Raw genomic sequence first — 26,276 nt, forward strand, 5'->3', positions numbered from 1 at the left:
CCGGAGCATTCTCGCCCTAGGCTTATTGGGCGCTCAGGCTGTAGGCCAGCGTCTGGTCGTTGAAGCGCACCACATAGGCACCGACCACGGCTGTGGCGATGTCAGCCCCTGCCGACTCGGCCACCCCATCCTTGTTGGTGTCGCCGTAGTTCTGGGTCCAGTCTCCCTTGACATCGAACTTGAAGCGTTGCCCTCCGTTGGCATCACCGGTGCCACTGAAGTTGACGCTAGCCTGCCACAGGTGATCACCGACCAGGGTCAGGGGGGTGGTTCCCCAGTTGTTGGGGGTGCCACGCAGGTTCAGGCTGGGGAAGGTCTTCGCATAGCCGACGCTGACCGGGGTCAGGCTGTAGGCCAGGGTCTGGTCGTTGAAGCGCACGCGGTACAGGCCGGTGACAGTGGTGGCGATGTCGGCACCGGCCTGCTCGGCCACGCCATCCTTGTTGGTATCGCCGTAGTTCTGGCTCCAGTCCCCCTTGACGTCGAACTTGAAGCGCTGATTGGTCTGGCCGTCGAAGCTGACCAGCGCTTCCCACTGGTTGTCGGCGACCAGCGTCATGGCAAGCGTCCCCCAGCCGTTGGGAGTGCCACGGAAGCTCAGGGTCGGCAGCACGCTGTTGTAGGCGCCGTTGCTGTCGGTGACGGTCACCGTGGCGCTGGCACTGGCGGTCAGCCCCTCGGCGTCGGTGACGGTGACCGTGATGGTGCGGGTACCCAGGGCATCGAACAGCACCGTCTCTGTCTTGGCGCTGCCGCCGGTGGACCAGGCGTAGCTCAGTACACCGGCATCGTCGCTGGAGGCGGAGGCGTCGAACACCACGCTCTCACCCAGCTTGACGCTGATGGTCTTGGGAGAGAGGACGGCGACGGGGGCCTGGTTGTCGTTCAGCGGAGAGATCTGGTAGCTGAGATCGCTCTCCTTGAGGGAGATGCGATACTGGCCGGCGCCGCTGATGAAGATGTCCTTGGTGCTGCCCTTGTCGGCGATGCCATCCCCTTCGCTGTCACCATAGTTTTCGGTCCAGTTGCCGAAGACGTCGAATTTGACGCGCTGAGCCCCGGTGGCATCACCTGTGCCGGTCAGGTTGACGGTGGCGGACCAGACGCGGTTGGCATCGACTGTCATAGGGGTATTGCCCCAGGCATTGTGGGTGCCGCGCAGGTTCATGCTGCTGAACTTGTTGCCAGGCAGGGTGGTCCCGCCACAGGGGCTGGCCTTGGTACAGCCGGCCAGGATGGCGGCGGCCTTCATGCCGGCGAGGTTCAGGTTGGCCTTGCCGCTGCCGTCGACTGTGATGTAGGCGCCGCTGCAGTAGTCGTTGCCACTCAAGATGTTGCAATACTCGCCGGCCGGCAGGCCGGTCTGCACCGAGGCCACCAGGCTGCCGCCCTCGTTGTTGATGGCGACGAAGCCCTTGTCACCCCGGCCGAAGGCGATCTGGTTGTTGCCGTTATCCCACCAGTTGCTGACAGCCGTGCCCTCGGTGCGGTTGTGGAACAGGGCCATGTTCATGATGGCCGGGCGGCGCTGCTCGCAGTTCCACTGGCTGTCGGAGCAAGGCGTGCTGCCTGGCGCCCCCTTATCGGTCTCGTATTTTCCCATGTCGGCGAAACGATAGCCTGACATCACCTGCTTCCAGCCATAGGGCCAGGCCATCATGAAGACGTTGGCCAGCTCATAGCGGGCGCCGTTCATGAAGGTGAGCATGCCGCCGCCACCGTGGCCGCGCTCGCGGTCGTGGTTGACCACGAAGATGAAGGACTTGTCGGAGGGGAGCAGGCCCCAGCTCTCGCCCAGGGTCTTGAGGTTCTTGATCTGGCCGTTGAAGTTGGCGGCCAGACTGGTGCCGTATTTGAAGTCGGTGACGCGGTCGATATAGGTGTAACGGTTGGGCTGGATCTCGGCGGACTCACCGCCGGCGCCTATCACCTCAAGGTAGGCCTTGGGACTGCCCGCCCTGTCGAGGATCGCCTTCACCTCGCTCGGGGCCATGTGCTTGGCCGCGTCGATCCTAAAACCGGCGACTCCCCAGCCGAGCAGGGTCTTCATGTAGGTGGCTATCTGATCCTGCACGTAGACGGAGCCGGTGTTCAGATCCGGCATGCCGTAGAGGGCGCCGTTCCAGACGTTGTTGCTGTCACCGTAGTTGGTGATGTCGCCGCTGTGGTGGAAGTCGTTGTAGCCAAACTGGGGATACTGGAACTGGCCCGAGTTGTAGCTGCCGCCGCCGGTGGCGGTACCGGTCCCGGAGGCGAGCTGGTTGAAGACGGCATCGGCGTAGATCTTGACCCCGGCGGCGTTGCAGCGGGCGATCATGCTCTTGAGCTCCGCCTCGCTACCGCCGAAGCTGTTGAAGTTCTTGAAGCTGACGGGCTGGTAGACGGTCCACCAGTACTCGCTGCCCTGCTTGTGTTCGGCCGGTGGCGTGATCTGGACACCCCCGAATCCCTTGGGCCCGAGCACGGTCTCGCACTCGTTGGCGATGTCGTTGAACTTCCATTGGAACAGGTGGACCATGACCCCTTCGGCGCTGGCGCTGTGGCTGAATGAGCCAAGCGCCGCGGCGAGCAGGGCGGTTCGAAACAGTGTGTTGTGCATGACGATTTTCCCTTCGACTTTGTTATTGGTTATCACTGCCTGAGTCTCGAACGGACGACGAACAACCTCGTTCGGTCAGTAGCATTCATGAAATCGAAATGGTTGAAAATCGAACAGCGGGATTTAGTTAAGAACTGTGAATGAAAATGCTTTCATATGAGGCTCATCAAAAGGCTGTATTGAGACCCAGATCGGACATTTGTGCCATCTCGGTCAGGGGTTGGACGCCGGAAGTCGGGGGCATGTTCAGCGGGGGGGAAGTGGCGCCATGCAAGATGGCATCGGGTCGACTGGCGGGATAATGGAACGAGCACCCGAAGTGGGTGCCCGTCTGGCTCAGGAGTGGGTTTCTTGCCGGGCCGGGGTTGCGCGGCGGCGCGTTGGCAGCATGCGCGCGACCAGGTTGTTGCGCTGGCACCAGGAGGTATAGACGATGGCGCCCAGGTGCAGGGCTATCATGGCCTGCAGCGCCCAGGTGCACCACTGGTGCCAGTCATCGGCACCGAGCTCGAAGCCCAGCTCGGTGTTCTGGAACCAGCCGCTGCCGGCGGTGGCCAGGATGATCAGCCAGAGTGCCCAGACCGCCAGCTTGCCGCTGCCGTGATGGCCGGGGGCGGGAGGGGTGCGCTCGCGCAGCGCCGCCGCCTGCTGGCGGAACTCGACCCGGTTCGGGATGAGGGCACTCAGGCGGGCATGACCCCGCGCAAAGGAGAGGCCCCAGCCCAGCCGGACACTGATCAGAATGATGGCCAGATAGCCGAGCCGCTCGTGCCAGGTCTCCCCGGCTTCGTTGAACCAGAGGTTGGCGACACAGGCGGCCGCCACCCCCCAGTGGGTGAGGCGGACCAGCGCATCCCAGCGAAAGGGATTAGCCCTTCTGCTTGGCATAGGTGTGGTACTCCTTCTTCAGGTCGTTGATCTTGGCCAGGTGAGCGCGGGCCTTTTCCTGATCACCGGCCTGCAGCGCCGCCAGGCTGGCATCCAGCTCGGTCTGCACCTCGTTCATGCCTTCCAGGAACTTCTCTTTCTTGGCGGTCGGCATGTTCTTCGCTTTGGCGATGTCGAGCTGGGCCTTCATCTCCTTGATGTGTTTCTCCATGGTGGCGGCATCGTCAGCCTTGACGGCCTGCTTGTAGTTGAAGCCGATATTTTTCATCGGCTGCTCCAGATCGCCGGCCATGGCAGGCAGAGCCATCAGGCCGAACATCAGGGGCAACAGCAGGGGGCGCACAGTTTTCAACATGGGATTTCCTTATGAAGTAACGACATTGCAGTTTCTTATGGCACTCATTTGAGTGCGGTGTCATGCAGCATGATGCCATGAAAGCGGTGTCAATTGTATGGATAAAGTGCGACCAATTGTGACTAAGTGTGCGCATTGTGCTGATGATATGTAGCCAGCCAGTGAGGAAAACCAGAGGGGAATCGGGCCTGAGACTGCCGTCACGGGCAGCAAAAAGGGCCCGCAGGCCCTGATGTTCAGTTTGAGACGAGTGCCCGATTATTGGGCCTGCTCACGTTCGATGGCGCGCCAGCCGATGTCGCGGCGGTAGAAGACGCCGTCCCACTGGATGCGGTCCGCCAGCAGGTAAGCGCGTCGCTGCGCCTCGGCGACAGTGTGGCCCAGGGCGGTGGCGCACAGCACGCGGCCACCGGCGGTGACGACGGTATCCCCTTCGAGACGGGAGCCGGCATGGAACACCTTCTCGCCGCTCGCCTCTTCCACCGGCAGGCCGCTGATGGGCTTGCCCTGGACATAGTCACCGGGGTAACCGCCGGCGGCCAGTACCACGCCGATGGCGACGCGGGGATCATAGATAGCCTCTACCTGATCCAGCTTGCCGGCGCAGGCGGCGAGGCACAGCTCCACCAGATCGGAGCGCATGCGCAGCATGATGGGCTGGGTCTCGGGGTCGCCGAAGCGGCAGTTGAACTCGATCACCTTGGGATTGCCCTGGCCATCGATCATCAGGCCGGCGTAGAGGAAACCGGTGTAGAGGTTGCCCTCGGCCGCCATGCCGCGCACCGTCGGCATGATCACCTGTTCCATCACCTTTTTGTGCACTTCATCGGTCACCACGGGGGCTGGGGAATAAGCTCCCATGCCGCCGGTGTTGAGACCGGTGTCGCCATCGCCAACCCGCTTGTGATCCTGGCTGGTGGCCATGGGCAGCACGTGCTCGCCGTCCACCATGACGATGAAGCTCGCCTCTTCCCCGTCCAGGAACTCCTCGATCACCACCCGGGCGCCGGCATCGCCGAACGCATTGCCGGACAACATGTCGATCACGGCCTCTTCGGCCTCTTCGAGGGTCATGGCGACGATGACGCCCTTGCCGGCGGCCAGGCCGTCAGCCTTGATGACGATGGGAGCGCCCTTCTCGCGCAGGTAGGCCAGTGCCGGCGCCACCTCGGTGAAGTTCTGGTAGTCGGCGGTCGGGATGGCGTGACGGGCCAGGAAGTCCTTGGCGAAGGCCTTGGAGCCTTCCAGTTGGGCGGCGGCGGCGGTCGGGCCGAAGATGGCGAGCCCTTCGGCGCGGAAGGCATCCACCACCCCTTTCACCAGCGGGGCCTCGGGGCCGACGATGGTGAGGCCGATCTGCTGGGCCTTGGCGAAGGCCAGCAGGGCCGCGATGTCGGTGGGCTCGATGGCGACGTTCTCTATGCTGCCTTCGTGGGCCGTGCCGGCATTGCCGGGGGCGACGAACACCCGGGTCACCATGGGAGATTGCTTGGCCTTCCAGGCCAGGGCATGTTCACGGCCACCATTACCAATGATCAGTACTTTCATCGTCTCGCTCGCTTCTATTCGTGATAACCCACTGCATTTGCAGGTGCAAACCAGTCAGTTGAAATAGTCCGTTGAAAAGAGGGCCACCCCGGGGCGGCCCTGTCTCATCAGTGACGGAAGTGGCGCATGTTGGTGAACAGCATGCACATGCCGTGCTCGTCGGCGGCGTCGATCACCTCTTGATCCCGCATCGAGCCACCGGGCTGGATGACGCAGGCGATGCCGGCGGCGGCGGCGGCATCGATGCCGTCGCGGAACGGGAAGAAGGCGTCGGAGGCCATGACGGAGCCCGCTACGGTCAGCCCTTCATCCTCGGCCTTGATGCCGGCAATCTTGGCGGAGTAGACCCGGCTCATCTGGCCGGCGCCAACGCCTATGGTCTGGCCGTCTTTGGCGTAGACGATGGCGTTGGATTTGACGAACTTGGCGACCTTCCAGCAGAACAGCAGGTCTTTGAGCTCGGCCTCGGTGGGCTGGCGCTTGCTGACGACCTTCAGATCCCCGAGCGTGACCATGCCCAGATCGCGCTCCTGCACCAGCAGGCCACCGTTGACGCGCTTGAGATCAAACCCTTGCGCCGGTGCGGTCCACTGGCCGCATTCCAGCAGGCGCACGTTCTGCTTGGCCGCGACGGTGTCACGGGCCTCCTGGCTGACGCTGGGGGCGATGATCACCTCCACAAACTGGCGCTCGACGATGGCGGCGGCGGTGGCGCCGTCCAGTTCACGGTTGAAGGCGATGATGCCGCCGAAGGCGGAGGTGGGGTCGGTCTGCCAGGCGCGCTCGTAGGCCGCCAGCAGATCGGCACCTATGGCCACGCCGCAGGGGTTGGCGTGCTTGACGATGACGCAGGCCGGCTCGCTGAACTCCTTCACGCACTCCAGCGCCGCGTCCGTGTCGGCGATGTTGTTGTAGGAGAGTGCCTTGCCCTGCAGCTGGACGGCGCTCGCCACCGAGCCAGGGGCGGCCTGCTCCTCGGCATAGAAGGCGGCGGCCTGATGGCTGTTCTCGCCGTAACGCATGTCCTGCTTCTTGATGAACTGGCTGTTGAAGGTGCGCGGGAAGCGGGACTCGGCGTCGCCTTCCTTGTTGTCACCGTAAGAGGGGACCAGGGTGCCGAAGTAGTTCGCGATCATGCCGTCGTAGGCGGCGGTGTGCTCGAAGGCCGCGATGGCGAGATCGAAGCGGGTGGAAAGGCGCAGACTGTTGCCGTTGCCGTCCATCTCGGCGATCACCCGACCGTAGTCGGCGGCCTTGACGACTATAGCCACGTCTTTGTGGTTCTTGGCGGCGGAGCGCACCATGGTCGGGCCACCGATGTCGATGTTCTCGACCGCGTCTTCCAGAGTACAGCCTGGCTTGGCGACGGTGGCGGCAAAGGGATAGAGGTTGACGACAACCATGTCGATGGGGGAGATAGCGTGCTGGGCCATGATGGCGTCATCCCGATCGCGGCGGCCGAGAATGCCACCGTGCACCTTGGGATGCAGGGTCTTGACCCGGCCGTCCATCATCTCGGGGAATCCGGTGTAGTCGGAGACCTCGGTCACCGGCAGACCCGCCTCGGCGAGCAGCTTGGCGGTGCCACCGGTGGAGAGCAGGGCAACGCCACGCTCAACGAGAGCCTCGGCAAATTCCAGGATGCCGGTCTTGTCAGACACACTCAGCAGCGCACGGCGAATGGGTCGAGCTTGTTCCATCACACTATCGTCCTCAGCATAACGGGGACCGTTCCATGGGAGGCGAGGCTCAACACAGAGAGTCCCCAAATAAATGGAAGTGGGGGATTTCGCAAAGCACTCTCACCGGCACTGGGCAAGAGTATTTTAGGAAATACCCGCTTGACGCGACGCTCTCTTGTGGGCGCATATTCTACACAGAAAATGTGAGCCGTGGTGGATTTTTTGAAATGGCGAAGCCTTTTGTGGCGCGGCGTTAAACGTTTTCCGCTCGTATTTTGTGAAACGTTTGTCTTTTCAGTGTATTGATTGGAAATGACCGGGCGGGAGCCCGTTATCTACTGCTTTCCTGCCTTTGGCTGGTAATCGGCAGGCAAAGGGGAGATAGTGAGAACCGCTTCATATTGAGTACCAACGCCGGCGGGAGAGCGGACATGTATCGGATCGGAGAACTGGCCAAGGCATGCGGAGTAAAGGCGGATACCCTGCGCTTTTACGAGAAGAACGGGTTGCTCTCGCCGGGTCTGCGCAACGACTCCGGCTACCGTGTCTATGGCGAGCAGGACAGGCGGCGGCTGGAGTTTATCATCCGTGCCAAGTCGGTGGGCTTCTCCCTTGCGGACATAGGCGAGCTGCTGGATCTGGACACCAACAAGGCCAGCGTCACCTGCCAGGAGGTGAAGGCGGTGGCCGATGCCAAGCTGGCGCAGGTGGAGCAGAAGATCATCGAGCTGACCCGTTTTCGCGAGAACCTGCGCGAGCTCTCCAACATCTGCTGCGGTGGCCCGCGCTCGGCGGAGCACTGCGCCATCCTGGAGACCCTGGAGTCCGGTGCGCCCGCTCAACATGAGCATCACGATCATGAGCACTGAATCCCTGAGCACCAAGCGCCGCCCCAGCATCAGTGCCTTCCTGGCACTCTCCCTCGACGGCTTCATCGCGGGGGAGGGGGGCGATCTGGACTGGCTGACCCCCTTCTCCAGCGACTCACCGCAAGAGACCGGCTACAGCGCCCTGATGGCGAGCGCGGATGTGCTGCTGATGGGGCGTAACACCTTCGATGTCGTGCGCGCCTTCCCCGACTGGCCCTACGGCGACAAGCCGGTGGTGGTGCTGACCCACAGGCCGGCCGAGCCCGGTGCCAACCTCTCCTTCCGGCAAGGGGAGCTTGGGCAAGTGCTGCGCGATCTGTGGCAGGAGGGGGTACGGCACCTCTATCTGGACGGCGGCGAGCTGGTGCGCCAGGGCTTGCAGGCCGGACTGGTGGATGAGCTGACCCTGTTCTGGGTGCCGGTCACCCTGGGGCGCGGCGTTCCCCTGTTCGCGGGGGCCCTGCCCGGACGGCTCACCCCGGTCTCCAGCACAGTATTGCCAAGTGGCCTGGTGCGAGTGATCTACAGTCCCGCCCCCTGATCACTTGCGAGATGGCCGCGGCAGGCGCACAATCGGCGCGTTTTTATTTCCCCTGGCGTTTTTTCAGCCAGTTCCAACGGCAATGACAGGAGCCAATATGGCCAAGAAGAAGCTGGTCGATGTGATCGACCAGGCCCACGACCATCAGCGTGGCATCATTCAGGACAATCACCTCAAGGCACTGGTGACTTCACCGCTGTTCCAGGCCAGGGTCGAGCCGAGCAAGAAGGGCAAGGGCAGCTATCAGCGCAAGGCCAAGCATGGCCAGCGGTGGGAGCCCGGCCAACAGCAGATGTTGAGCGTCTGTTGCTGAGCGGGTTTCTGCCGCAAGGCATGGGGTAAAACAATCAGGGCGCCAATGGCGCCCTGATTGTTTTATGGGGAAGAAGCCAGGTCAGGCTCCTCATTCGTCCATAAAGAGTTCGAGCAGCACGTTCAGATAGCGATGGCCGAGGGACGTCAGCTGCCAGCTGTCGCCGAGATCCTCGATCAGCTCCTTGGTCTGGGCAACCGCCAGCATGGTCTCCACCCGCTCCAGCGCCAGACCGGTATAGGCCTCGAACTCCGCCTTGGGAGCCGGTTCAAACAATCTAAAGCGGTTCATAAAGTATTCCAGCGGCAGATCGTCCTCGGTCACCGTCCACCGGTTGTCCAGGTAGGGACGGGCAGGATCCAGATAGCCTTTCGGGTGCTTCACCTTGGCGCTGCGCAGGATCCGCTGGTTGGCCAGATCCGTCATCTTGCCGTGGGCACCGCAGCCGATACCTAAGTAGTCGCCGAAGCGCCAGTAGTTGAGGTTGTGGCGGCACTGATAGCCCGCCTTGGCGTAGGCCGAGATCTCGTACTGGTGGTAACCCTGGGCGGTGAGCATGGCGTGGCCCTGCTCGTAGATGTCCCACAGGGTGTCATCTTCCGGCAGCTTGGGCGGCTTGGAGGCGAAGGCGGTGTTCGGCTCTATGGTGAGCTGATACCAGGAAAGGTGCGGCGGCGCGCAGTCGATGGCCTGCTGCAGATCGTAGAGCGCATCCTCCAGGCTCTGATCCGGCAGGCCGTGCATCAGATCCAGGTTGAAGGTGGGCAGTTTGATGGCGTGAGCCAGTTCGGCGGCCTTGCGCGCCTCCTCGGGGCCGTGGATGCGGCCGAGCCGGGTCAGCTTCTCCTGCTGGAAGCTCTGCACCCCGATGGAGATGCGGTTGATGCCCGCCCGCTGGAAGCCGGCGAATTTGTCCGCCTCTACCGTACCCGGGTTCGCCTCCATGGTGATCTCGCAGTCCGGGGTCAGGGCGATGCGCGCCCGCACACCGTCCAGCAGGGTCTGCATGGCTTCGACGCTCAGCAGGCTCGGGGTGCCGCCACCGATAAAGATGGAGGAGAGCGGACGCCCCTGGGCCCAGTGCAGATCCTGATCCAGATCCTCCAGCAGGGCCGCCACATACTCGAGGTGCGGCAGCTCCCCCTTCTGGGCGTGGGAGTTGAAGTCGCAGTAGGGGCACTTCTGGACGCACCAGGGCACATGGATATAGAGGGAGAGGGGCGGCAGTTGCAGCATGGGGTTTCCAGTAATCAAAAATCAGAACGGGGGCCGATGGAACTGACCCCCGTTGCAGATGACAATGTGTGTTTGCAGATCGGCGATGCAGCGAGCAAAACGGGGGCCGACGGCCCCCATTGTAGATGAAATGCGCTCCGGCGTATCCGGAACCCGGTCGGGTCTCAGTGCGCCGCCGCCAGGGCGGCCTTGAGCTTGGCCAGCGCCTGACCACGGTGGCTGAGCTGGTTCTTCAGCTCCGCCGGCATCTGGGCCGAGGTGCAGTCGTGATCCGGCACGAAGAATACGGGATCGTAGCCAAAGCCGTGCTGGCCGCGGGGCTCATCGAGGATTGTCCCCTCCCAGCTCGCCTGGCAGATGATGGGAGTGGGGTCGTCGGCGTGACGCATGTAGACCAGCACACACCAGAAGCGGGCGCTCTTGAGGTAATCTGGTGCACCCTTGAGCTCTTCCAGCAGCTTGTCGATGTTCTCCTTGTCGCTGGCGCCCACACCGGCGAAACGGGCGGAGTAGACACCGGGGCGACCGTGCAGCAGGTCCACTTCCAGACCCGAGTCGTCGGCGACGGCAGGCAGGCCGGTGATGCGGGCGGCGTGGCGGGCCTTGATGATGGCATTCTCGACGAAGGTGGTGCCGGTCTCCTCGGCATCGGAGACGGCGAACTCGCTCTGCGGGATCACCTGGATCTTCATATCGGCCAGCATGGCGGCCAATTCCTTCACCTTCTTCTGGTTACCTGTTGCCAGGACAAGCTTGCTCATCACGCATCTCCGCAAAAATTATCTGCGCATTCTATGCGGGGCAGGCATTTAGTCAAAGCTCAATTACCCCTTGGCAGGGCCGCCCCGGGCCCGGATCACGGGACGCTGAGGAGCAAGTAAAATACATCTTTCCATAATGGAATAACCGAAGTGATTAAATACCATTTCAATTCATTACTCTGAGTCAGTAGACTCGCGCCCCAATCGAAATTCCCCACGGCTTGAGGTGACTGATGCCATTGATTCTTCTGCTTGTACTCCTGGTGCTGTTCAGTCCGCTGGCCATCGACATCTACCTGCCCGCCATCCCGCAGATGGCCGAGCAGCTCGGCGCCGAGGTCACCCTGATGCAGGGCACCATCACCTGGTTCCTGTTCAGCATGGGGCTGGGCCAGCTGCTGGTGGGGCCGCTCGCCGATCGCTATGGCCGCAAACCCATCGCCCTGGGCGGCGTCTTGCTCTACGGCCTGAGCGCCCTGGCTGCGGGTTTTGCCGCCAGCCTGGGTGAGCTGATGCTGGCGCGGGTGCTGCAAGGCTTCGGCGCCTGCGCTACCTCGGTCGCCGCCTTCTCGGTGGTGCGTGACAGCTATGGCCCCAAGAAGAGCGGCCAGATGATCTCCTACCTCAATGGCGCCATCTGCTTCATTCCCGCGCTGGCACCGCTGCTCGGTGGCTGGCTCACCGCCAAGGCGGGCTGGTCGGCGAACTTCTGGTTCATGGCCGGTTACGCGGTTATCGTCGGTAGCTGGCTGCTGTGGCGCATGCCGGAGACCCGTCCGGAGGAGACCAGCAGCCACGGCCAGTTGATCAGCTGGTCCCGCTACAGCCCTGTGCTGCGCAGCCCAAGCTTCCTGTTCAACGCCAGCCTCTGCATGTTGGCGATGGCGGTGATCCTGGCCTATGTCACCGCGGCACCCGTTCAGCTGATGGTGAAACTGGGTCTCGACATGAACGGCTTCAGCTACTGGTTTACCGCCAACGCGGCGCTGAACATCCTGGCCTGCTTCCTGGCGCCGCGCTTCATTGCCAGTGTGGGCCCGAGACGCACCCTGCGCATCGGCCTGCTGGTGTTGCTGGTATCGGCCGTGGTGCTGACGCTGAGCATGCACCTCGAGCACCCGCTGGCGATGATGGGGCCCGTGTTCCTCTCCAGCATCGGCTTCGCCATGATCCTGGGGGCCGCAGCCGGCATGGCGCTGGCACCGTTCGGCCACTGTGCCGGCACCGCGGCGGCCCTGCTCGGCCTGTTCCAGATGAGCGGCTCCGGCGCCCTGGTGGGGATCACAGGCGCGTTGATGCCGGACCCCCTCAGCCAGCTGGCGCTGCACATGTGGCTGCTGTTGCCGCCGCTGTTGCTGCTGATGACCCGTCAGGGCCGTCGCCTCTGCCTGCAGCCTTGATGGTGCGGGCCGCCCATTTCCTCAGGGCTGATGGATAACGCGGCTTGTGTTGGCAATAAATCCTGTGCTCTGATGAGCACAAACGGGGGCTTAGGCCCCCTTTTCTTTTGCAGGCAACTCGCCTGATACTCATGACACAGATGCCCGTGGAGACAACCGGATGAGTCACACAATCAATGCCGCCCTGGTGGGCTATGGCTTTGCAGGCCAGACCTTTCATGCCCCCTTCCTGACCAGCACCCCGGGTCTCTCCCTCGGTTGGGTGGTGAGCCGGGATGCCGCCAAGGTGCAGGCCGAACTGCCCGGCTGCCAGGTCGGCTCGCTGGAGCAGGTGCTGGCCGATGCGAGCGTGGATCTGGTGGTGATCGCCACGCCGAACGACACCCATGCCCCCATCGCCCGTCAGGCGCTGCTGGCCGGTAAGCACGTGGTGATCGACAAGCCGTTCGCGCTGGACTTGGCCGAGGCCGAGGCCCTGGTGGCACTGGCACAGAAGCAGGACCGGCTGCTCAGCATCTTCCACAACCGACGCTGGGACGGGGACTTTCTCACCGTGCGCCGCCTGCTGGCCGAGGGAGCCTTGGGCGAAATTGCCCAGTTCGAGTCGCACTTTGACCGCTACCGTCCCGAGGTGCGTCAGCGCTGGCGGGAGGCCGGTGGCCCAGGCTCGGGTCTGTGGTTCGATCTCGGCCCTCACATCCTCGACCAGTCCCTGCAGCTGTTCGGTCAGCCCGACTGGATCCAGGCCGATCTCGCCCAGCAGCGTCCTGGCGCCCTGAGCGATGACTACTTCCACGTGGTGCTGGGCTATGGGGCGCTGCGGGTGATACTGCACGGCAGCTGCCTGGTGTCCGCCGCCATGCCGCGCTTCGTGATCCACGGCAGCACCGGCTCCTTCATCAAGTTCGGCATGGATGTGCAGGAAGAGCAGCTCAAGCTCGGGCTGCGTCCACCCGCCGCCGACTGGGGCCGGGATCCCGAGTCGGGCCAGCTGAGCCGTGTGGTTGACGGGCAGTCTCAATCCCAGCCGGTAAACGGCGAGGCCGGTGACTACGGCGCCTATTACCGCGGGGTCTGCGCCGCCATCAGGGGAGAGGCCGCCAATCCGGTGCCGGCGCAGGAGGCGCTGGCGGTGATGGCGCTGCTGGATCTGGCCAGGGAGAGCGACAGCCAGGGCAAACGGTTGAGCTGTCAGAAGCTGTCTGACTGAGGTTGATTTTCGGGGCCGGTGCCGGCTGGCTGAAACGGCAATTCATGGCTGACAATGACCATGATGGTGGTGTTTTATTATGCAACTTTCGGCTATTTATAGTGGATTGTATTAATATTTGTCGTTGCAGTAGTCCTTTTCATCCAGCCCACGAGAAAATATCATTGTGATATGCGTTTTCATTGGCGGCGTATGGCGCTATATTTCGCGCGCCTCTTGGCTCCCGGTGTATGGCTTTGCTTACCGGGGGTGAAGACGCACAGTGATGGTCGTCGAGACTATCTCTCCATCTTTTTTTGAGGGTATGCACATGAACAAAGTACTGGTAGCCGGTATCCTGGGTCTGATGTTGACCGCCTGTGGTCAAAAAGAAGAAGCCGCCGCTCCGGCCGCTACTCCGGCCGCCGAAGTTGCTGCAACTGTTAGCGAAGCTGCCTCTACCGTAGAGAAGGCTGCTTCCGAAGCCTCTGCTACCGTCGAGAAGGCTGCTGCTGACGTAGCCACCAAGGCGGAAGCTGCAGTGAGCGATGCCAAGGCCAACTAAGCCTGCACCTCATCTGAAGACGGGCCCGGCGCTTGTGCGCCGGGCCCGTTTTTTTATGGGGCTCTCACGAGGTTATGAGGCTGGTGCCGCGCTCAGGTCAGCGGCTCCACCAGCAGGATGTGGGAATCCGCACCCACCACCCTGACCTTGCTGCCCGCCGGCAGGGCGACCTCGCAGCGTACCGTCCAGACGGTGTCGTCCAGGTGCACCCGACTGGTGCTCTGAGTCACATCATCCAGCAGCGTCAGCTCCCGCCCCAGGTAGCTGTGCATCCGCTCGTTGATGGTGCTGGCCGCATCCTGACTCGAGCGATCGCGCCTGTGCTGCCAGCGCCACCAGGCCCAGGTGGTGAACAGGGACTGCACCGCGAACAGCAGCAGCTGTGCCTGCCAGCCGAAGGGCCACAGCAGCAGCAGGATCCCGACCTCCAGCGCGGCTATGCCGGTCCAGAGCAGGAAGCCCACCGAGCCCAGCACCTCGATGGCCAGCAAGGCGAAGCCCAGCCCCAGCCAGTGCCAGTGCGTCAGCCCCTCGAACAGGGCTGTCATGATTTGCTGCCCTTGCCATCCTTGTTGAACAGTTCGGCCATGCCGGCGACCGAGCCTATCAGGCTGCCCGCCTCCAGCGGCATCATGATGATCTTGCTGTTGGGGCCTTCACCGATGCGGGCCAGCGCCTCTGTGTATTTCTGGGCCACGAAGTAGTTGATGGCCTGCATATCCCCCTCGGCAATGGCTTTGGAGACCATGTTGGTCGCCTTGGCCTCCGCCTCGGCGGCCCGCTCCCGTGCCTCGGCGGCGAGGAAGGCGGCCTGGCGTTCACCCTCGGCCTTGAGTATCTGGGACTGCTTCTCGCCCTCGGCTTTCAGGATCTTGGACTGACGCACCCCTTCGGCCTCCAGTATCTCGGCCCGTTTCTGCCGCTCGGCCTTCATCTGGGCGTTCATGGCTTCCACCAGCGCCAGCGGCGGGCGCACATCCTTGATCTCGATCCGGGTCACCTTGATGCCCCAGGGGGCGGTGGCCGCATCCATGGTGCGCAGAAGCTTCTCGTTGATGGTGTCGCGCTGGGAGAGCATCTCGTCCAGCTCCATGGCCCCCAGCACCGTCCGCATGTTGGTCATGGTGAGATTGCGGATGGCGCTGGTGAGATCGTTGACCTCATAAGCGCCCTTGCGGGCATCCACCACCTGCACGAAGCTGATGGCGTCTATGGTGACGTTGGCGTTGTCGCGGGAGATCACCTCCTGGGCGGGGATGTCGAGCACCTGCTCCATCATGATGATCTTGTGGCCCACGCGGTCCACATAGGGAATGAGCAGGTTGAGGCCGGGTGTCAGGGTACGGGTGTAGCGGCCGAAGCGCTCCACCGTCCAGTTATAACCCTGGGGCACTATCTTGATGCCGGCGCTCAGGGTAGCGAGCACCAGGAATACAAAGATCCCCAATACAATCAATGACTCATTCATTATTAAGCTCCTTATGAAACACTTTCATTAGCCTAGAGTCTGGTGCCCGGCACCACAAGGACATTCACTCGCCTTTGCCAGCTTGGGGCTTTACTAATTACCAAAACGCATTAAAGAGCATTTTTTATTATTTTGAAGGAATAAGCAGCCTGCCTATAGTCGCCCCAGATGTCGTCGTATGCCGAGGAGCGGGCCCTGATGGATTATTTACCTATGTTTGCCAAGTTGGAAGGGCGCCCGGTATTGCTGGTGGGGGGCGGCGAGATTGCCCTGCGCAAGGCGCGCCTGCTGCTGGCGGCGGGTGCCAGGCTGACCCTGGTCTCTCCCGAGCTCGATCCGGCGTTTCATGAATTCGGCGACCGTTTCACCCATCTGGCGGAGCGCTTCACCCCGGATCACCTGGCCGGCCAACAGCTGGTGGTGGCCGCCACCGACAGCCTGGAAGTCAATGCTTTGGTCTACCAGAGTGCCGATGCGCTCGGCCTGTTCGTCAATGTGGTGGACGATCCACAGCGCTCCAGTTTTATCTTCCCTTCGATCATCGATCGCAGTCCCATCATGGTCGCCGTCTCCAGCGGTGGCAAGGCGCCGGTGCTGGTGCGCCTGTTGCGCGAGCGGCTGGAAAGCCTTCTGCCCCGCCATCTCGGCGGGCTGGCGGAGCTGTCCGGTCGGGTGCGCGGCAAGGCCAAGCAGGTGCTGGTGTCTCTGTCCGATCGTCGCCGCTTCTGGGAGCGGGCCTTCGCCTCCAACAGCCTCGGCAGCCTGATCGAGCAGCAGGATTGGCAAGGAGCCGAGCGCTGGCTCAACGAGGGGCTGGACAAGGCCCGGACCGAAGTGGGCGAGGTGGTGCTGGTGGGAGCCGGTCCCGGCGATCCGGGCCTGCTGACCCTCAAGGCGCTGCAACAGATCCAGCAGGCGGAAGTGGTGCTTTACGATCAGCTGGTCTCCCCCGAGATCCTGGATCTGGTGCGCCGTGATGCCACCCTGGTGTCGGTCGGCAAGAAGGCCGGCGCCCACAGCGTGCCCCAGGAGGAGACCAACCGCCTGCTGGTGGAATATGCCAGGGCGGGCAACCGGGTGGTGCGTCTCAAGGGGGGCGATCCCTTCATGTTCGGCCGTGGTGGCGAGGAGCTGGAAGTGCTGGCCGCCGAGGGCATTCCCTTCTCCGTGGTGCCCGGCATCACGGCCGCCGCCGGCGCCACCGCCTATGCGGGCATTCCGCTCACCCACCGTGATCATGCCCAGAGCGCCGTCTTTATCACCGGCCACTGCCAGGGGGATGGCAAGGAGCCGGACTGGCAGCAGCTCGCCGTCACCAACCAGACCTTAGTTGTCTACATGGGGCTGATGCGCTCCGAACACATCCAGCAGCAGCTGGTGAGCCATGGTCGTAGTGCCGCTACCCCCATCGCCATCATAGAGCGGGGCACCCAGGCCAGTCAGCGCGTGCTGACCGGCACGCTCGCCGAGCTGGCAAGCCTGGCCCAACAGGCGGCGAGCCCCTCGCTTATCGTCATCGGCGAGGTGGTGGCCCTGCGCCAGCAACTTGCCTGGTTTGGCGAGCAAGGGCGAGAGCAGGCTGCCGATGCGGGCAGCACGGATCTGAAGCTGGTCAGCCTGGCCTGAGCCATCTCCCGCCAAAGACGAATCGATTTTTTGGCGCCGCCAACGCGGCGCCGCACTGAACCCACGGCACGCCAAGGCGTGCTGGTAATGACCGAGGACCCAGACATGGATCGTGAAAGACTAACCCACCTGCAACAACTGGAAGCCGAGAGCATCCACATCATCCGCGAGGTGGCTGCCGAATTTGAGAACCCGGTGATGATGTACTCCATCGGCAAGGACTCCTCCGTCATGCTGCACCTGGCCCGCAAGGCCTTCTACCCGGGCAAGATCCCTTTCCCGCTGCTGCACGTGGACACCAACTGGAAGTTCAAGGAGATGATCAAGTTCCGGGACGAGACCGCCGCCAAGTACGGGCTGGATCTCATCGTCCACAAGAACCCGGACGGTCTGGCCATGGACATCAACCCCTTCGTGCACGGCAGTGGCAAGCACACAGACATCATGAAGACCGAGGGGCTCAAGCAGGCGCTCAACAAGTACGGCTTCGATGCCGCCTTCGGTGGCGCGCGCCGGGACGAGGAGAAGTCCCGGGCCAAGGAGCGGGTCTACTCCTTCCGTGACAAGTCCCACCGCTGGGATCCCAAGAACCAGCGGCCCGAGCTGTGGCGCGTCTACAACAGCCAGGTCAACAAGGGGGAGAGCATCCGGGTGTTCCCGCTCTCCAACTGGACCGAGCTCGATATCTGGCAATACATCTACCTGGAAAACATCGACATAGTGCCGCTCTACTTCGCCGCCGTGCGCCCCGTGGTGGAGCGCAGCGGCATCAAGATCATGGTGGATGACGAGCGCATGCCCATAGGCCCGGAAGACGAGGTGAAGCAGGAGCTGGTGCGTTTCCGCACCCTCGGCTGCTACCCGCTGACCGGGGCCATCGAATCCGATGCCACCACCTTGCCGGAGATCATCGAGGAGATGCTGCTGACCACCTCGAGCGAGCGGCAGGGACGGCTCATCGACCACGATCAGGCGGGCTCCATGGAGCAGAAGAAGCGTCAGGGATATTTCTAAGGAATCGACACATGAACAACCACATTCAGACCGCCATCACAGAGCAGGGCATCGAAGCCTACCTGCACGCCCAGCAACACAAGAGCCTGCTGCGCTTTCTCACCTGCGGCAGCGTGGACGACGGCAAGAGCACCCTGATCGGCCGCCTGCTGCACGACTCCCAGCAGATCTATGAAGATCAGTTGAAGGCGCTGGAGTCCGACAGCCAGAAGCTCGGCACCACCGGCGAGAAGCTGGACCTGGCACTGCTGGTGGACGGCCTGCAGGCCGAACGCGAGCAGGGCATCACCATTGACGTGGCCTACCGCTATTTCTCTACCGCCAAGCGCAAATTTATCATCTCGGACACCCCGGGCCACGAGCAGTACACCCGCAACATGGCCACCGGCGCCTCCACCTGCGATCTCGCCATCATCCTGATCGACGCCCGCAAGGGGGTGCTGGATCAGACTCGTCGCCACAGCTTTATCGCCAGCTTGCTCGGCATCAAGCAGTTCGTGGTGGCGGTCAACAAGATGGATCTGGTGGAGTTCAGCCAGCCGGTGTTCGAGCGCATCAGCGCCGAGTACCGCGAGTTCGCCAAGAAGCTCAGCGTCGACACCATCCACATAGTGCCGGTCTCGGCGCTGGACGGGGACAACGTGGTCAACCAAAGCGACAAGCTGGCCTGGTATCAGGGGGAGACCCTGCTCTCCCTGCTGGAAACTGCGGAGGTGGAGCGCGAGCTGGAACGCCATCCGGTGCGCCTGCCGGTGCAGTACGTCAGCCGTCCGAACCTGGATTTTCGCGGCTTCGCGGGGACGCTCGCGGCGGGTATTTTGCGCGTCGGTGACCGGCTGGCGGTGCTGCCGTCCGGTAAAGAGAGCAAGGTGACGCGCATCGTCACCTTCGACGGGGATCTGGAATATGCCCTGCCGGGTCAGGCCATCACAGTCACCTTCGCCGATGAGATCGACATCAGTCGTGGCGATCTGCTGGTGGATGCCGCACGCCAACCCCAGGTGACCCAGAACCTGCTGGCCCACATCGTCTGGATGGGGGAGGAGTCCCTGCAACCGGGCCGGGTCTATGACGTCAAGCTGGCCACCAAGAAGAGCCGCGGTCAGGTGGAGGCCATCCGCCATCGCATCGAGATCAATAAGTTGGGCGAGCTGGCGGCGAGCGAGCTGAAACTCAACGAGATCGGCCTGTGCGAGCTGAGCCTCACCGACCCGGTGGCGTACGATCCCTATACGGATATCCGCGACACCGGCAGCTTCATCCTCATTGACCGGCTGACCAACGTCACCGTCGGCGCCGGAATGATAGTGGAAGGGCTGGCCGCGAAAGTGGTGACTCTTGGTGGCAAAGCGGAGCAGTACAGCGAGTTTGAAATCGAGCTCAACGCCCTGGTGCGCAAGCACTTCCCCCACTGGCAGGCGCTGGCAGTCGGCAACGACAGCGGCAAGCAATAGAGCCTGGTGCCCTCTCCCTCTGGGAGAGGGCAAAAGCCGTAGAGAAGGAATCTGGATGAATAACGTCGTGTGGCATCAGCATGCCGTCAGCAAGCAGAGCCGATCGCAGTTGAAGGCGCAGAAACCGCTGGTGCTCTGGTTTACCGGCTTGTCCGGGGCGGGCAAGTCCACCCTGGCAGGGGCGCTGGAGCAGGCGCTGGCGGCCGAGGGCAAGCACACCTATCTGCTGGATGGAGATAACGTGCGCCACGGCCTCTGTGGTGATCTCGGCTTCGACGATGCGGCCAGGCAGGAGAATATCCGCCGAGTTGGCGAAGTAGCGAAATTAATGGTGGATGCAGGCCTTATCGTCCTGACCGCCTTTATCTCACCGTTTCGTGCCGAGCGGGATCTGGTGAGAAGTCTCTTGGGAGCGGACGAGTTTATCGAGGTATTTGTGGATGCACCGCTGTCCGTCTGCGAAGAGCGCGATCCCAAGGGGCTCTACAAGAAGGCGCGAGCCGGGGAGATCCGTAACTTCACCGGTATCGACTCCGCCTATGAGGCACCGGAGTCTCCTGAAATCCATCTGCTTAACGCCGGCAAGCCGGTGGATGCGTTGGTGGATGAGCTGCTTACCGTCCTACGCCAAAGGGGGCATATCGACTGACATCGATATGGCCTGTCGAGCATCAAGTGTGAGGGGGCGGTTGCCCCCTTTTCATTTCCTCTACCGAGGGTGTGGGGGGATTGATGTGGCTACGCCACATGGGATGCGATGGCATAGCCCTCGAAAGGTTTTCGCCCTACGGGCTGTGGCGAGTGATTTTTCTTTGCATTGCCAAAGAAAAGTCATCAATCGAGTTGTCACCCCCGCCAACCCGACCGCTGCGGCCGCGCCATCATCCCTGATAATGCCTCTGGTTTTGTGTCTTCCCCTCGGCGGATTGGATGAGGAGCCAATATCATGCCCGTCCGATCTTTGAGGGGAGTATTGCTGTTCTTCAGGCCGCAGAGAACTGTGGGTGTCCTAAATTTAGCGGTCAGCATCGATGATGCTTGGCCGTGTTCTTACGTCTCTACTTTTCGATAATTACAGGATGCGCACGATCATTAGGTTGTCCTGGGAATTTTGAATATGAAATCAGGCTACCATTCTGAACGCTTTTCGCACCATAAAGACTATGAACACTGAAGAACACATCGTGATCCCGACCTTTAGCAAATCCACTGTAACCGTTCTGGATTAGTCGATATACAGTCGCTTTATGGCGGCTAGATGTCTGATAGCATAAGTTTTGGCACATTTTAACCAAGCCATCAGCAGTGGGGCGTTTAGCTGGGTCGTACTCTAGACAACTATCGACGATACTTTGAAGCTCGCGACATAAAGGAGCAAACTGAGGATTATCGGTCATGAATGCAGGCCAATCGAGTCGCTCTTGGTTTTTAACGTTCACCGCAGCATCAAGGAACACACCAAAGGGATACTCACCAGCCATCAGCTTGAACATCATTGCACCAATAGACCAGATATCTATTGCACATGTAAGTTGATCACCCTTCTTGCGGAACATCATTTCGGGGGCCATAAATGGTAGTGCGCCTTTTACTGTTCCTGATGTCGAGCGAGTAATATCTCCTGACTGTGCCTCCTCGTTAAATACCTCTTCAGTAAACGTAGCGATACCAAAGTCAGTGATCTTTAACTCCTCAATGCCAGCACTGGAGTCAATCATGATATTGCTAGGCTTCAAATCCCGATGAATGACACCTTGTAGGTGTGAAGCTCGAATCCCCTTTGCTAACAAGTGCAAGGTTCTTGCTGCGAGGTGAGGATCAAGGAAATCACGATGCTGAATTTTATCTTCGAGTGTCTGTCCATTTACAAATTCTTCGATTAGATAAACTTTGCCATTTTCTTCAAAATAGTCGAGAGTCTTAGCGACGTTATGATGGTTAACTTTACCTGCAATTACAGCACTTGCTTGGAAGCGGCGAGTCTTTTGTCCCGGTTGAGGCGTTTTCAAGGCAACTTCACCACCGAGAAAATTATCTTTAGCACGATACACATCTTGCATGCCACCAGCACCGACATGTTCAAGCACTTCGTAGCGCCCACCAAAAAGAGTATTCGGAACAATCATGAAACCACCTCTGGATTAGAAATGTCGAAGGTTACAAAACCTCTGTTTGAACCAGAGCCTAGAGTGATCACTGATGCACCTGGCATTACATATCCAACGCTCACTGGGTCGTTGTTGACCGTAGTGCTGCCTACATACGCAGCTACTTTGAAGTCGTAGCCATCGTATTCGATAGTAATTTCAGCTCCAACACTAGATATAATCTTAGCTCTACGGTTTTGGCTATTGAGTTCCTTGACCTGATCGTCCATCACCATGAGACCTTTGTGCTTATCCTTTAGAAGATGCCTTCTCAACACCTTCTCAACGTCAGCAATGCTTGGCCTGTCAGTTGGTGAATACGCTAAGCATTGTTCTAGAATGTCTACAATGTCAGCATCTAGATTCGGTAGGCACCCTTGCCCCCAGTTTTTGTGTGGTACAGGAAGAGGTGGGTACTGAAGCAGTTCTTTTGGAACACTTGCATTAGCCAGAGCCATTGCGGTGATACCAAAAGCATAGACATCCACTGCTGTAGTGAATTCGACTTTACCTTTCCTCCACAGTTCGGGAGCCATGAAGCCAACGGTACCAATTACACTATTTGTCTTTGCTGCATCTAGTTTTCTAGCAAGGCCAAAGTCAAATACTTTGATTACATCAGAACAGTCACGGCGAATGTTATTTGGCTTGATGTCCCTATGGATAATGCCAGCTGCATGAATATCAGATAGCCCACAAGCAACTTGCCATAGGGTTTCTACCAATCCAACCATATCTGATTGGTAAGCACCATGAGAAAGGTCTTCACCTTGAATGAATTCAAGCACGAGACCTACTTGTTCACCAACATTTACTACATCGTATAACTGAACAACGTGCTTGGAGCGGAGCTGAATCAATGAGCATTGCTCATCAAACAGACGTCGCTGTTCGGAATCGCCTTTCAACAACTTGATGACAACATCTCGTTGCAAATGTTTATCTTTGCAGTACAAGATGTCTCCCATACCACCAGAGTTATTAGTGCCACTGAGTTCATATCTAGTTGGAAGAGTCATCACTAACCTCGCCATTGCCATTATCGACGTCATCAAAAATCGTCATTTTTATTTGTACTTCATCGTCGGGGATCTTTTTATTTATTTTGTTTTTCGATGTGCGACGTTTTCTTCTTTGGTTTTCTTTATTTTCTGCTTTTGATGCGGATTCCAGTTGTTCTTTGTTATCGAATTGTTGCTCTTCGTCTAGTCTTTCGTTCCCTTTAACATCAGCGGAAACAGCGTTAGCAGATTCATCCGCTTCACTAATGTTGGCGGTCTTGTGTGTATTGGTAACGTGCTGATCACTCATCTGGTAAGGAATTTGTTTATCAACAGGAGAGTATCCCCAGATGAATTGCATTGAAGTATATGGATCAGAAACTTTAATTACTGTCGTGTCATCAACATGTTCTTCAAAAGTCAGCAGTTCTAGGTCAACTGCACAGATGGAAGCATTATCAGGGCCACCACACCAGCGAGCTGTTGCGATTAAACGCTCTACGATCTGATTGACTCTGTCCGCATTCTCAACAATGTCTGATAGGGTTTTGGGTTCGATGTAATGCACGCCATCAGTGGTCAGATAAATTTGGCTAACCTCTGACTTCAATGGAGCAACGTGAGGTTTAATTCCTTCACCCATACCGATGAATTGAAGTAGCTCTGTTCCGCTACCGCCAACTGCTTCAGCAAGTGAATCATCAACGCTCAGACGAATAAGCCGATTGAGTACAGAATCTTTGGCATAAATACGACTGTCACCAACGTTTACTGTCACATTCACATCATCGCTACAAAGCAATAGAGCGGATAACGTGCTACCACCTTTACCATTAGCAAATGCGAACACAGCATTGTTTGCAGCCAGAGTTGCTTGAGTGATTGCGTGCTCTGAACCTAGATGGATCGACCCCAACACCGAGTTGAAGAATGTCGAAATGGCTAACTCAGCGGCTTGTTCTCCATCTCTCATGCCACCCATACCATCTACAACGGCGGCAAGGGTATAGAGAGCAGTTGGAGAGCGAAACTTCATAACCGCAGCTCTGTCTTGGTTCTCGGTTCTTTTCACGCCGAGATCTGAAGCAATGGCAATTGCTCCACCGTCGATTGAGAGCAGCCCTCTGCTGAGAACACCTCTAGCAAGATGTTTCTGCAATAGCTCTTGAAACATTATCTTGTCCTATAGCCCACAGATATAACTTAAAAATACAATAACATAGGTATTCATAAATTCATCGTGAACACCTCAAAGAGTTAGCATTGACATCCATCGTCATCAATTATGCCTGTCCATGCTATTTCACCCCCGAATGAGAGCCTCCAGTTTGCTGCTTTATACCTGAGGTTTTGCTCTGGTCTGGGTCATGGCAGACTGCGCCGAGAGATTTCCCAAATGGATATGATATCGAGCTGTGCTAGGGAGGAAAGCGGGATATGCTAGTTTTCTGAGCAAGATCAATAAATTGATAAACATGGGGGTGATGATGGGACGTCTCAGCATCGGCAACGCATCAGAGCAGGGTAATGAAATCGGGGCCGTCACCCTGTTGAGTGCGGTGTCGCGCAGCTGCCATTTAGAAAGCAGCAAGGGCAAGCCGGTGGCGGTGATGGTGAATGAGCGATTGGCCGTCCTGTGTGGTCGGCATCTGATCTAGGGATACTGCCTCAGCCTCATAACGTCGATGGGCCCGTCTCGTGAGAGACGGGCCCATGCTTTTTTGTATTAGCGCACGGTCTTTATAGGGTGTGGTTGGCTTCCTCCATTAAGGCTCAGCGGGCGAGCAGGGCTCGACCACTGGGCTGCGGTTCACTGGCTGCGTGGGGGGAGGGACGTTGCTGGAATTGGCGCACCAGCCGCTCCAGTTCGTTTAATTGCCGCACCAGTGCTATGACGCCCTGCACCGCGTGCTGGCTGCCCAGACTGGAGTCATCCGCGAGGCTCTTGATGTTGAGCACATTGCGGTTGATGTCCATGGTGACCTGGGATTGTTCCTGCACCGCCTGGGCAATCTGGCTGCTGCCGGCGGCCACTTGCAACAAGCGATCGCTTATCTACTGTAGCACGTCGCCGGTGGCGGAGGCTTTGAGCCGGCAACTGGCGGAGAGCTGCTCCCCCTTCTCCATGGCCTGCTCCGCATCCCCGGCACTGCCCTGCAAGAGGCTAATCATCTTCTGGATCTCGCCGGTGGAGGACTGGGTCTTGATGGCGAGCGAACGGATCTCGTCCGCCACCACCGAGAAGCCACGGCCCGCCTCACCGGCCCGGGCGGCCTCGATGGCGGCGTTGAGGGCCAGCAGGTTGGTCTGGTTGGCGATGTTGTTGATCACATCCAGGATGCCGTCGATGGCCCGGCACTGGCTGGCGAGCGTGTTGATCACCCCCTTGGAGGTGACCAGCTCGCTGTGCATCCCTTCCACCGCGGTCATGGTTTCCAGCACGCTGCGGTTGCCCTCCTTGAACAGATCGGCGGTCTCGTCCAACCGGTCGGAGGAGGCGGTCGAGCTGTGAGAGACCTCGCGGATGGATTCCGCCATTTCGGTGATGGCGGTGGCGACCTGGTTGGTCTGCGCCTGTTGCTGCTGCAGGTTGTCGGTGATGGCCTCGGCGTTGTGCAGGTCCGTCTGCGCCGCCCGCAATATCTGCTGGCAGGTTTGCTGGGTGCGGGCCAGCACGGCGTTGAACTCGGCCTGATTCATCCGCATGGCGAGCTCGACGGCGGCCAGGTTGTCGACCCGGCCCGTGTAAAGCAACTGCATCAGCGGGTTGTCGAAGCGGTTGCGGGCCAGCTTGCCGAGTTTGCCGAGGCGCCGGGAGAGGGCGTTGACGACAAGGGCAGCGCCCGCCAGCGGCAGGACGGCTGCGGCCAGCAGCCAACCCGACTCGTGGCGATAGCCCAGTGTGACCATGGCTACCAGGGCAAGCAGCAGGCAGAGGTTGAGGACGAGGGTGTGGGAGAAGGTCGGCAGACGCAGGGCCAGGGGCTGCTTGTCTTCCCTGAGCCGGGCATAGACCCGCTCCGCCCGCTGTTTCAGCTCCCCATCCGGCGCGGTGCGCACGGATTGATACTCCACCACCTTGCCGTTGGCATCCTGAATGGGGGTGACGAAGGCGTTGACCCAGTAGTGATCGCCATTCTTGCAGCGGTTCTTGACCGGTCCCATCCAGCTCTTGTTCTGGCGCAGGTGTGCCCACATGTCGGCGAAGGCCTGGCTCGGCATGTCGGGGTGGCGCACCAGGTTGTGCGGGGCGCCCTGCAGCTCCTCCAGCGCGAAGCCGGCGATCTGGCAGAATTCCTCGTTGGCATAGGTGATGCGACTCTCCAGATCCGTGGTCGAGATCAGGCTCTGATGCTCCGGAAAGAGGCGCTCACGCTGGGTTACGGGTTGATTGACTCTCATAGGGATTCCGACTGGGATTGGGGCTATGAGTCCCGTCTGCAAGCCGTGCACCAGAGTGGCGGGAAAAGCTCAAATAATGGGCTGGACGGGGTTATTCGAAGAAAATTTGTCGGTGGAGGGGAGCGAGCGGGCAGGGGGGCGATGGGCTGCTGAATCGATTCGCTTTTTGGGAGCCGTTTTGGGAATGAAACCCCCGGTTTCGCAATTTGGCAAGCCGT

Annotated in this window: 23 protein-coding genes and 1 pseudogene; 11 read left to right on the forward strand and 13 right to left on the reverse strand. The window is 60.1% G+C overall.

What is annotated here, in order from left to right:
• Positions 1 to 22 precede the first annotated feature (22 nt).
• The 5 genes from MM194_RS03660 to purH form a co-directional block, all read right to left on the reverse strand.
• A complete protein-coding gene (locus tag MM194_RS03660) occupies positions 23 to 2,599 on the reverse strand; it encodes an alpha amylase C-terminal domain-containing protein (RefSeq protein WP_241342688.1) in 2,577 nt (858 codons plus the stop codon).
• A gap of 336 nt (positions 2,600 to 2,935) precedes the next feature.
• Positions 2,936 to 3,487 carry a cytochrome b/b6 domain-containing protein gene (locus MM194_RS03665; RefSeq protein WP_241342689.1) on the reverse strand — a complete coding sequence of 184 codons (552 nt, stop codon included), beginning with the start codon at positions 3,485 to 3,487 and terminating at the stop codon, positions 2,936 to 2,938.
• A complete protein-coding gene (locus MM194_RS03670; protein ID WP_033128820.1) occupies positions 3,468 to 3,842 on the reverse strand; it encodes a cytochrome b562 in 375 nt (124 codons plus the stop codon). Before MM194_RS03670 ends, MM194_RS03665 begins: the two co-directional genes overlap by 20 nt.
• A gap of 258 nt (positions 3,843 to 4,100) precedes the next feature.
• Positions 4,101 to 5,390 (reverse strand): phosphoribosylamine--glycine ligase, encoded by a 1,290-nt coding sequence (purD, locus tag MM194_RS03675; protein WP_033128819.1) that lies wholly within the window; start codon positions 5,388 to 5,390, stop codon positions 4,101 to 4,103.
• 107 nt (positions 5,391 to 5,497) lie between these two features.
• Positions 5,498 to 7,090 carry a bifunctional phosphoribosylaminoimidazolecarboxamide formyltransferase/IMP cyclohydrolase gene (gene purH / locus MM194_RS03680; protein ID WP_241342690.1) on the reverse strand — a complete coding sequence of 531 codons (1,593 nt, stop codon included), beginning with the start codon at positions 7,088 to 7,090 and terminating at the stop codon, positions 5,498 to 5,500.
• A 413-nt stretch (positions 7,091 to 7,503) separates the two neighbouring features.
• Here purH and zntR point away from each other — a divergent pair, with 413 nt between their 5' ends.
• The 3 genes from zntR to MM194_RS03695 all read left to right on the forward strand — a co-directional run bounded on the left by zntR (position 7,504) and on the right by MM194_RS03695 (position 8,795).
• Positions 7,504 to 7,941, forward strand: coding sequence for a Zn(2+)-responsive transcriptional regulator (gene zntR, locus MM194_RS03685; RefSeq protein WP_033128817.1), 438 nt, complete (start codon positions 7,504 to 7,506; stop codon positions 7,939 to 7,941).
• Entirely contained in the window at positions 7,931 to 8,482 is a 552-nt protein-coding gene (locus MM194_RS03690) for a dihydrofolate reductase family protein (protein ID WP_241342691.1), read from the forward strand. Before zntR ends, MM194_RS03690 begins: the two co-directional genes overlap by 11 nt.
• Before the next feature lie 97 nt (positions 8,483 to 8,579).
• The gene (locus MM194_RS03695; protein ID WP_241342692.1) at positions 8,580 to 8,795 is read left to right on the forward strand and encodes a ribosome alternative rescue factor ArfA; all 216 of its coding nucleotides are present in this window, start codon (positions 8,580 to 8,582) and stop codon (positions 8,793 to 8,795) included.
• 90 nt (positions 8,796 to 8,885) lie between these two features.
• Here MM194_RS03695 and hemW read toward each other — a convergent pair whose 3' ends face one another.
• Entirely contained in the window at positions 8,886 to 10,031 is a 1,146-nt protein-coding gene (gene hemW, locus MM194_RS03700) for a radical SAM family heme chaperone HemW (protein ID WP_241342693.1), read from the reverse strand.
• 164 nt (positions 10,032 to 10,195) lie between these two features.
• A complete protein-coding gene (locus MM194_RS03705) occupies positions 10,196 to 10,792 on the reverse strand; it encodes an XTP/dITP diphosphatase (protein ID WP_033128813.1) in 597 nt (198 codons plus the stop codon).
• 233 nt (positions 10,793 to 11,025) lie between these two features.
• Here MM194_RS03705 and MM194_RS03710 point away from each other — a divergent pair, with 233 nt between their 5' ends.
• From MM194_RS03710 to MM194_RS03720, 3 genes are all read left to right on the forward strand, one after another.
• On the forward strand, positions 11,026 to 12,192 hold the full coding sequence (locus MM194_RS03710; protein WP_241342694.1) for a multidrug effflux MFS transporter: 1,167 nt from the start codon (positions 11,026 to 11,028) through the stop codon (positions 12,190 to 12,192).
• Between the two features lie 160 nt (positions 12,193 to 12,352).
• The gene (locus MM194_RS03715) at positions 12,353 to 13,402 is read left to right on the forward strand and encodes an oxidoreductase (protein WP_241342696.1); all 1,050 of its coding nucleotides are present in this window, start codon (positions 12,353 to 12,355) and stop codon (positions 13,400 to 13,402) included.
• A gap of 310 nt (positions 13,403 to 13,712) precedes the next feature.
• A complete protein-coding gene (locus MM194_RS03720; protein ID WP_033128959.1) occupies positions 13,713 to 13,946 on the forward strand; it encodes a hypothetical protein in 234 nt (77 codons plus the stop codon).
• 92 nt (positions 13,947 to 14,038) lie between these two features.
• Here MM194_RS03720 and MM194_RS03725 read toward each other — a convergent pair whose 3' ends face one another.
• Both MM194_RS03725 and MM194_RS03730 read right to left on the reverse strand, forming a co-directional pair.
• On the reverse strand, positions 14,039 to 14,494 hold the full coding sequence (locus MM194_RS03725; protein ID WP_241342698.1) for an NfeD family protein: 456 nt from the start codon (positions 14,492 to 14,494) through the stop codon (positions 14,039 to 14,041).
• Entirely contained in the window at positions 14,491 to 15,414 is a 924-nt protein-coding gene (locus tag MM194_RS03730; RefSeq protein WP_033128809.1) for an SPFH domain-containing protein, read from the reverse strand. Before MM194_RS03730 ends, MM194_RS03725 begins: the two co-directional genes overlap by 4 nt.
• A gap of 198 nt (positions 15,415 to 15,612) precedes the next feature.
• Here MM194_RS03730 and cysG point away from each other — a divergent pair, with 198 nt between their 5' ends.
• From cysG to cysC, 4 genes are all read left to right on the forward strand, one after another.
• The gene (gene cysG / locus MM194_RS03735; protein ID WP_241342700.1) at positions 15,613 to 17,040 is read left to right on the forward strand and encodes a siroheme synthase CysG; all 1,428 of its coding nucleotides are present in this window, start codon (positions 15,613 to 15,615) and stop codon (positions 17,038 to 17,040) included.
• A gap of 105 nt (positions 17,041 to 17,145) precedes the next feature.
• Positions 17,146 to 18,054: a sulfate adenylyltransferase subunit CysD gene (gene cysD, locus MM194_RS03740; RefSeq protein ID WP_033128808.1), complete on the forward strand. Its 909-nt coding sequence runs from the start codon at positions 17,146 to 17,148 to the stop codon at positions 18,052 to 18,054.
• An 11-nt stretch (positions 18,055 to 18,065) separates the two neighbouring features.
• On the forward strand, positions 18,066 to 19,508 hold the full coding sequence (gene cysN / locus MM194_RS03745; protein ID WP_241342701.1) for a sulfate adenylyltransferase subunit CysN: 1,443 nt from the start codon (positions 18,066 to 18,068) through the stop codon (positions 19,506 to 19,508).
• A gap of 55 nt (positions 19,509 to 19,563) precedes the next feature.
• Positions 19,564 to 20,157: an adenylyl-sulfate kinase gene (cysC, locus tag MM194_RS03750; protein ID WP_241342703.1), complete on the forward strand. Its 594-nt coding sequence runs from the start codon at positions 19,564 to 19,566 to the stop codon at positions 20,155 to 20,157.
• 409 nt (positions 20,158 to 20,566) lie between these two features.
• Here the strand turns inward: cysC and MM194_RS03755 are convergent, their stop codons facing one another.
• From MM194_RS03755 to MM194_RS03765, 3 genes are read right to left on the reverse strand one after another with little or no spacing between them, the layout of a single operon-like run.
• On the reverse strand, positions 20,567 to 21,634 hold the full coding sequence (locus tag MM194_RS03755) for a serine/threonine-protein kinase (protein ID WP_241342704.1): 1,068 nt from the start codon (positions 21,632 to 21,634) through the stop codon (positions 20,567 to 20,569).
• Entirely contained in the window at positions 21,631 to 22,674 is a 1,044-nt protein-coding gene (locus MM194_RS03760) for a serine/threonine-protein kinase (RefSeq protein ID WP_241342705.1), read from the reverse strand. Before MM194_RS03760 ends, MM194_RS03755 begins: the two co-directional genes overlap by 4 nt.
• On the reverse strand, positions 22,658 to 23,830 hold the full coding sequence (locus MM194_RS03765; protein WP_241342706.1) for a protein phosphatase 2C domain-containing protein: 1,173 nt from the start codon (positions 23,828 to 23,830) through the stop codon (positions 22,658 to 22,660). The genes MM194_RS03760 and MM194_RS03765 overlap by 17 nt, the downstream gene beginning before the upstream one ends.
• A gap of 313 nt (positions 23,831 to 24,143) precedes the next feature.
• Here MM194_RS03765 and MM194_RS03770 point away from each other — a divergent pair, with 313 nt between their 5' ends.
• Positions 24,144 to 24,314, forward strand: coding sequence for a hypothetical protein (locus MM194_RS03770; RefSeq protein WP_241342707.1), 171 nt, complete (start codon positions 24,144 to 24,146; stop codon positions 24,312 to 24,314).
• Between the two features lie 115 nt (positions 24,315 to 24,429).
• Here MM194_RS03770 and MM194_RS03775 read toward each other — a convergent pair.
• Positions 24,430 to 26,058: pseudogene (locus MM194_RS03775) on the reverse strand (PAS domain-containing methyl-accepting chemotaxis protein).
• Positions 26,059 to 26,276: the final 218 nt, after the last annotated feature.

This window comes from Aeromonas sp. MR16 (genome assembly GCF_022549315.1).
GTDB lineage: Bacteria > Pseudomonadota > Gammaproteobacteria > Enterobacterales > Aeromonadaceae > Aeromonas > Aeromonas aquatica.

Excerpts from the sequence above, each read along its gene's own strand:
- MM194_RS03660 (WP_241342688.1), bottom strand. The coding sequence starts at position 2,599 with ATGCACAACACACTGTTTCGAACCGCCCTGCTCGCCGCGGCGCTTGGC.
- MM194_RS03665 (WP_241342689.1), bottom strand. The coding sequence starts at position 3,487 with ATGCCAAGCAGAAGGGCTAATCCCTTTCGCTGGGATGCGCTGGTCCGC.
- MM194_RS03670 (WP_033128820.1), bottom strand. The coding sequence starts at position 3,842 with ATGTTGAAAACTGTGCGCCCCCTGCTGTTGCCCCTGATGTTCGGCCTG.
- purD (WP_033128819.1), bottom strand. The coding sequence starts at position 5,390 with ATGAAAGTACTGATCATTGGTAATGGTGGCCGTGAACATGCCCTGGCC.
- purH (WP_241342690.1), bottom strand. The coding sequence starts at position 7,090 with ATGGAACAAGCTCGACCCATTCGCCGTGCGCTGCTGAGTGTGTCTGAC.
- zntR (WP_033128817.1), top strand. The coding sequence starts at position 7,504 with ATGTATCGGATCGGAGAACTGGCCAAGGCATGCGGAGTAAAGGCGGAT.
- MM194_RS03690 (WP_241342691.1), top strand. The coding sequence starts at position 7,931 with ATGAGCACTGAATCCCTGAGCACCAAGCGCCGCCCCAGCATCAGTGCC.
- MM194_RS03695 (WP_241342692.1), top strand. The coding sequence starts at position 8,580 with ATGGCCAAGAAGAAGCTGGTCGATGTGATCGACCAGGCCCACGACCAT.
- hemW (WP_241342693.1), bottom strand. The coding sequence starts at position 10,031 with ATGCTGCAACTGCCGCCCCTCTCCCTCTATATCCATGTGCCCTGGTGC.
- MM194_RS03705 (WP_033128813.1), bottom strand. The coding sequence starts at position 10,792 with ATGAGCAAGCTTGTCCTGGCAACAGGTAACCAGAAGAAGGTGAAGGAA.
- MM194_RS03710 (WP_241342694.1), top strand. The coding sequence starts at position 11,026 with ATGCCATTGATTCTTCTGCTTGTACTCCTGGTGCTGTTCAGTCCGCTG.
- MM194_RS03715 (WP_241342696.1), top strand. The coding sequence starts at position 12,353 with ATGAGTCACACAATCAATGCCGCCCTGGTGGGCTATGGCTTTGCAGGC.
- MM194_RS03720 (WP_033128959.1), top strand. The coding sequence starts at position 13,713 with ATGAACAAAGTACTGGTAGCCGGTATCCTGGGTCTGATGTTGACCGCC.
- MM194_RS03725 (WP_241342698.1), bottom strand. The coding sequence starts at position 14,494 with ATGACAGCCCTGTTCGAGGGGCTGACGCACTGGCACTGGCTGGGGCTG.
- MM194_RS03730 (WP_033128809.1), bottom strand. The coding sequence starts at position 15,414 with ATGAATGAGTCATTGATTGTATTGGGGATCTTTGTATTCCTGGTGCTC.
- cysG (WP_241342700.1), top strand. The coding sequence starts at position 15,613 with ATGGATTATTTACCTATGTTTGCCAAGTTGGAAGGGCGCCCGGTATTG.
- cysD (WP_033128808.1), top strand. The coding sequence starts at position 17,146 with ATGGATCGTGAAAGACTAACCCACCTGCAACAACTGGAAGCCGAGAGC.
- cysN (WP_241342701.1), top strand. The coding sequence starts at position 18,066 with ATGAACAACCACATTCAGACCGCCATCACAGAGCAGGGCATCGAAGCC.
- cysC (WP_241342703.1), top strand. The coding sequence starts at position 19,564 with ATGAATAACGTCGTGTGGCATCAGCATGCCGTCAGCAAGCAGAGCCGA.
- MM194_RS03755 (WP_241342704.1), bottom strand. The coding sequence starts at position 21,634 with ATGATTGTTCCGAATACTCTTTTTGGTGGGCGCTACGAAGTGCTTGAA.
- MM194_RS03760 (WP_241342705.1), bottom strand. The coding sequence starts at position 22,674 with ATGACTCTTCCAACTAGATATGAACTCAGTGGCACTAATAACTCTGGT.
- MM194_RS03765 (WP_241342706.1), bottom strand. The coding sequence starts at position 23,830 with ATGTTTCAAGAGCTATTGCAGAAACATCTTGCTAGAGGTGTTCTCAGC.
- MM194_RS03770 (WP_241342707.1), top strand. The coding sequence starts at position 24,144 with ATGGGACGTCTCAGCATCGGCAACGCATCAGAGCAGGGTAATGAAATC.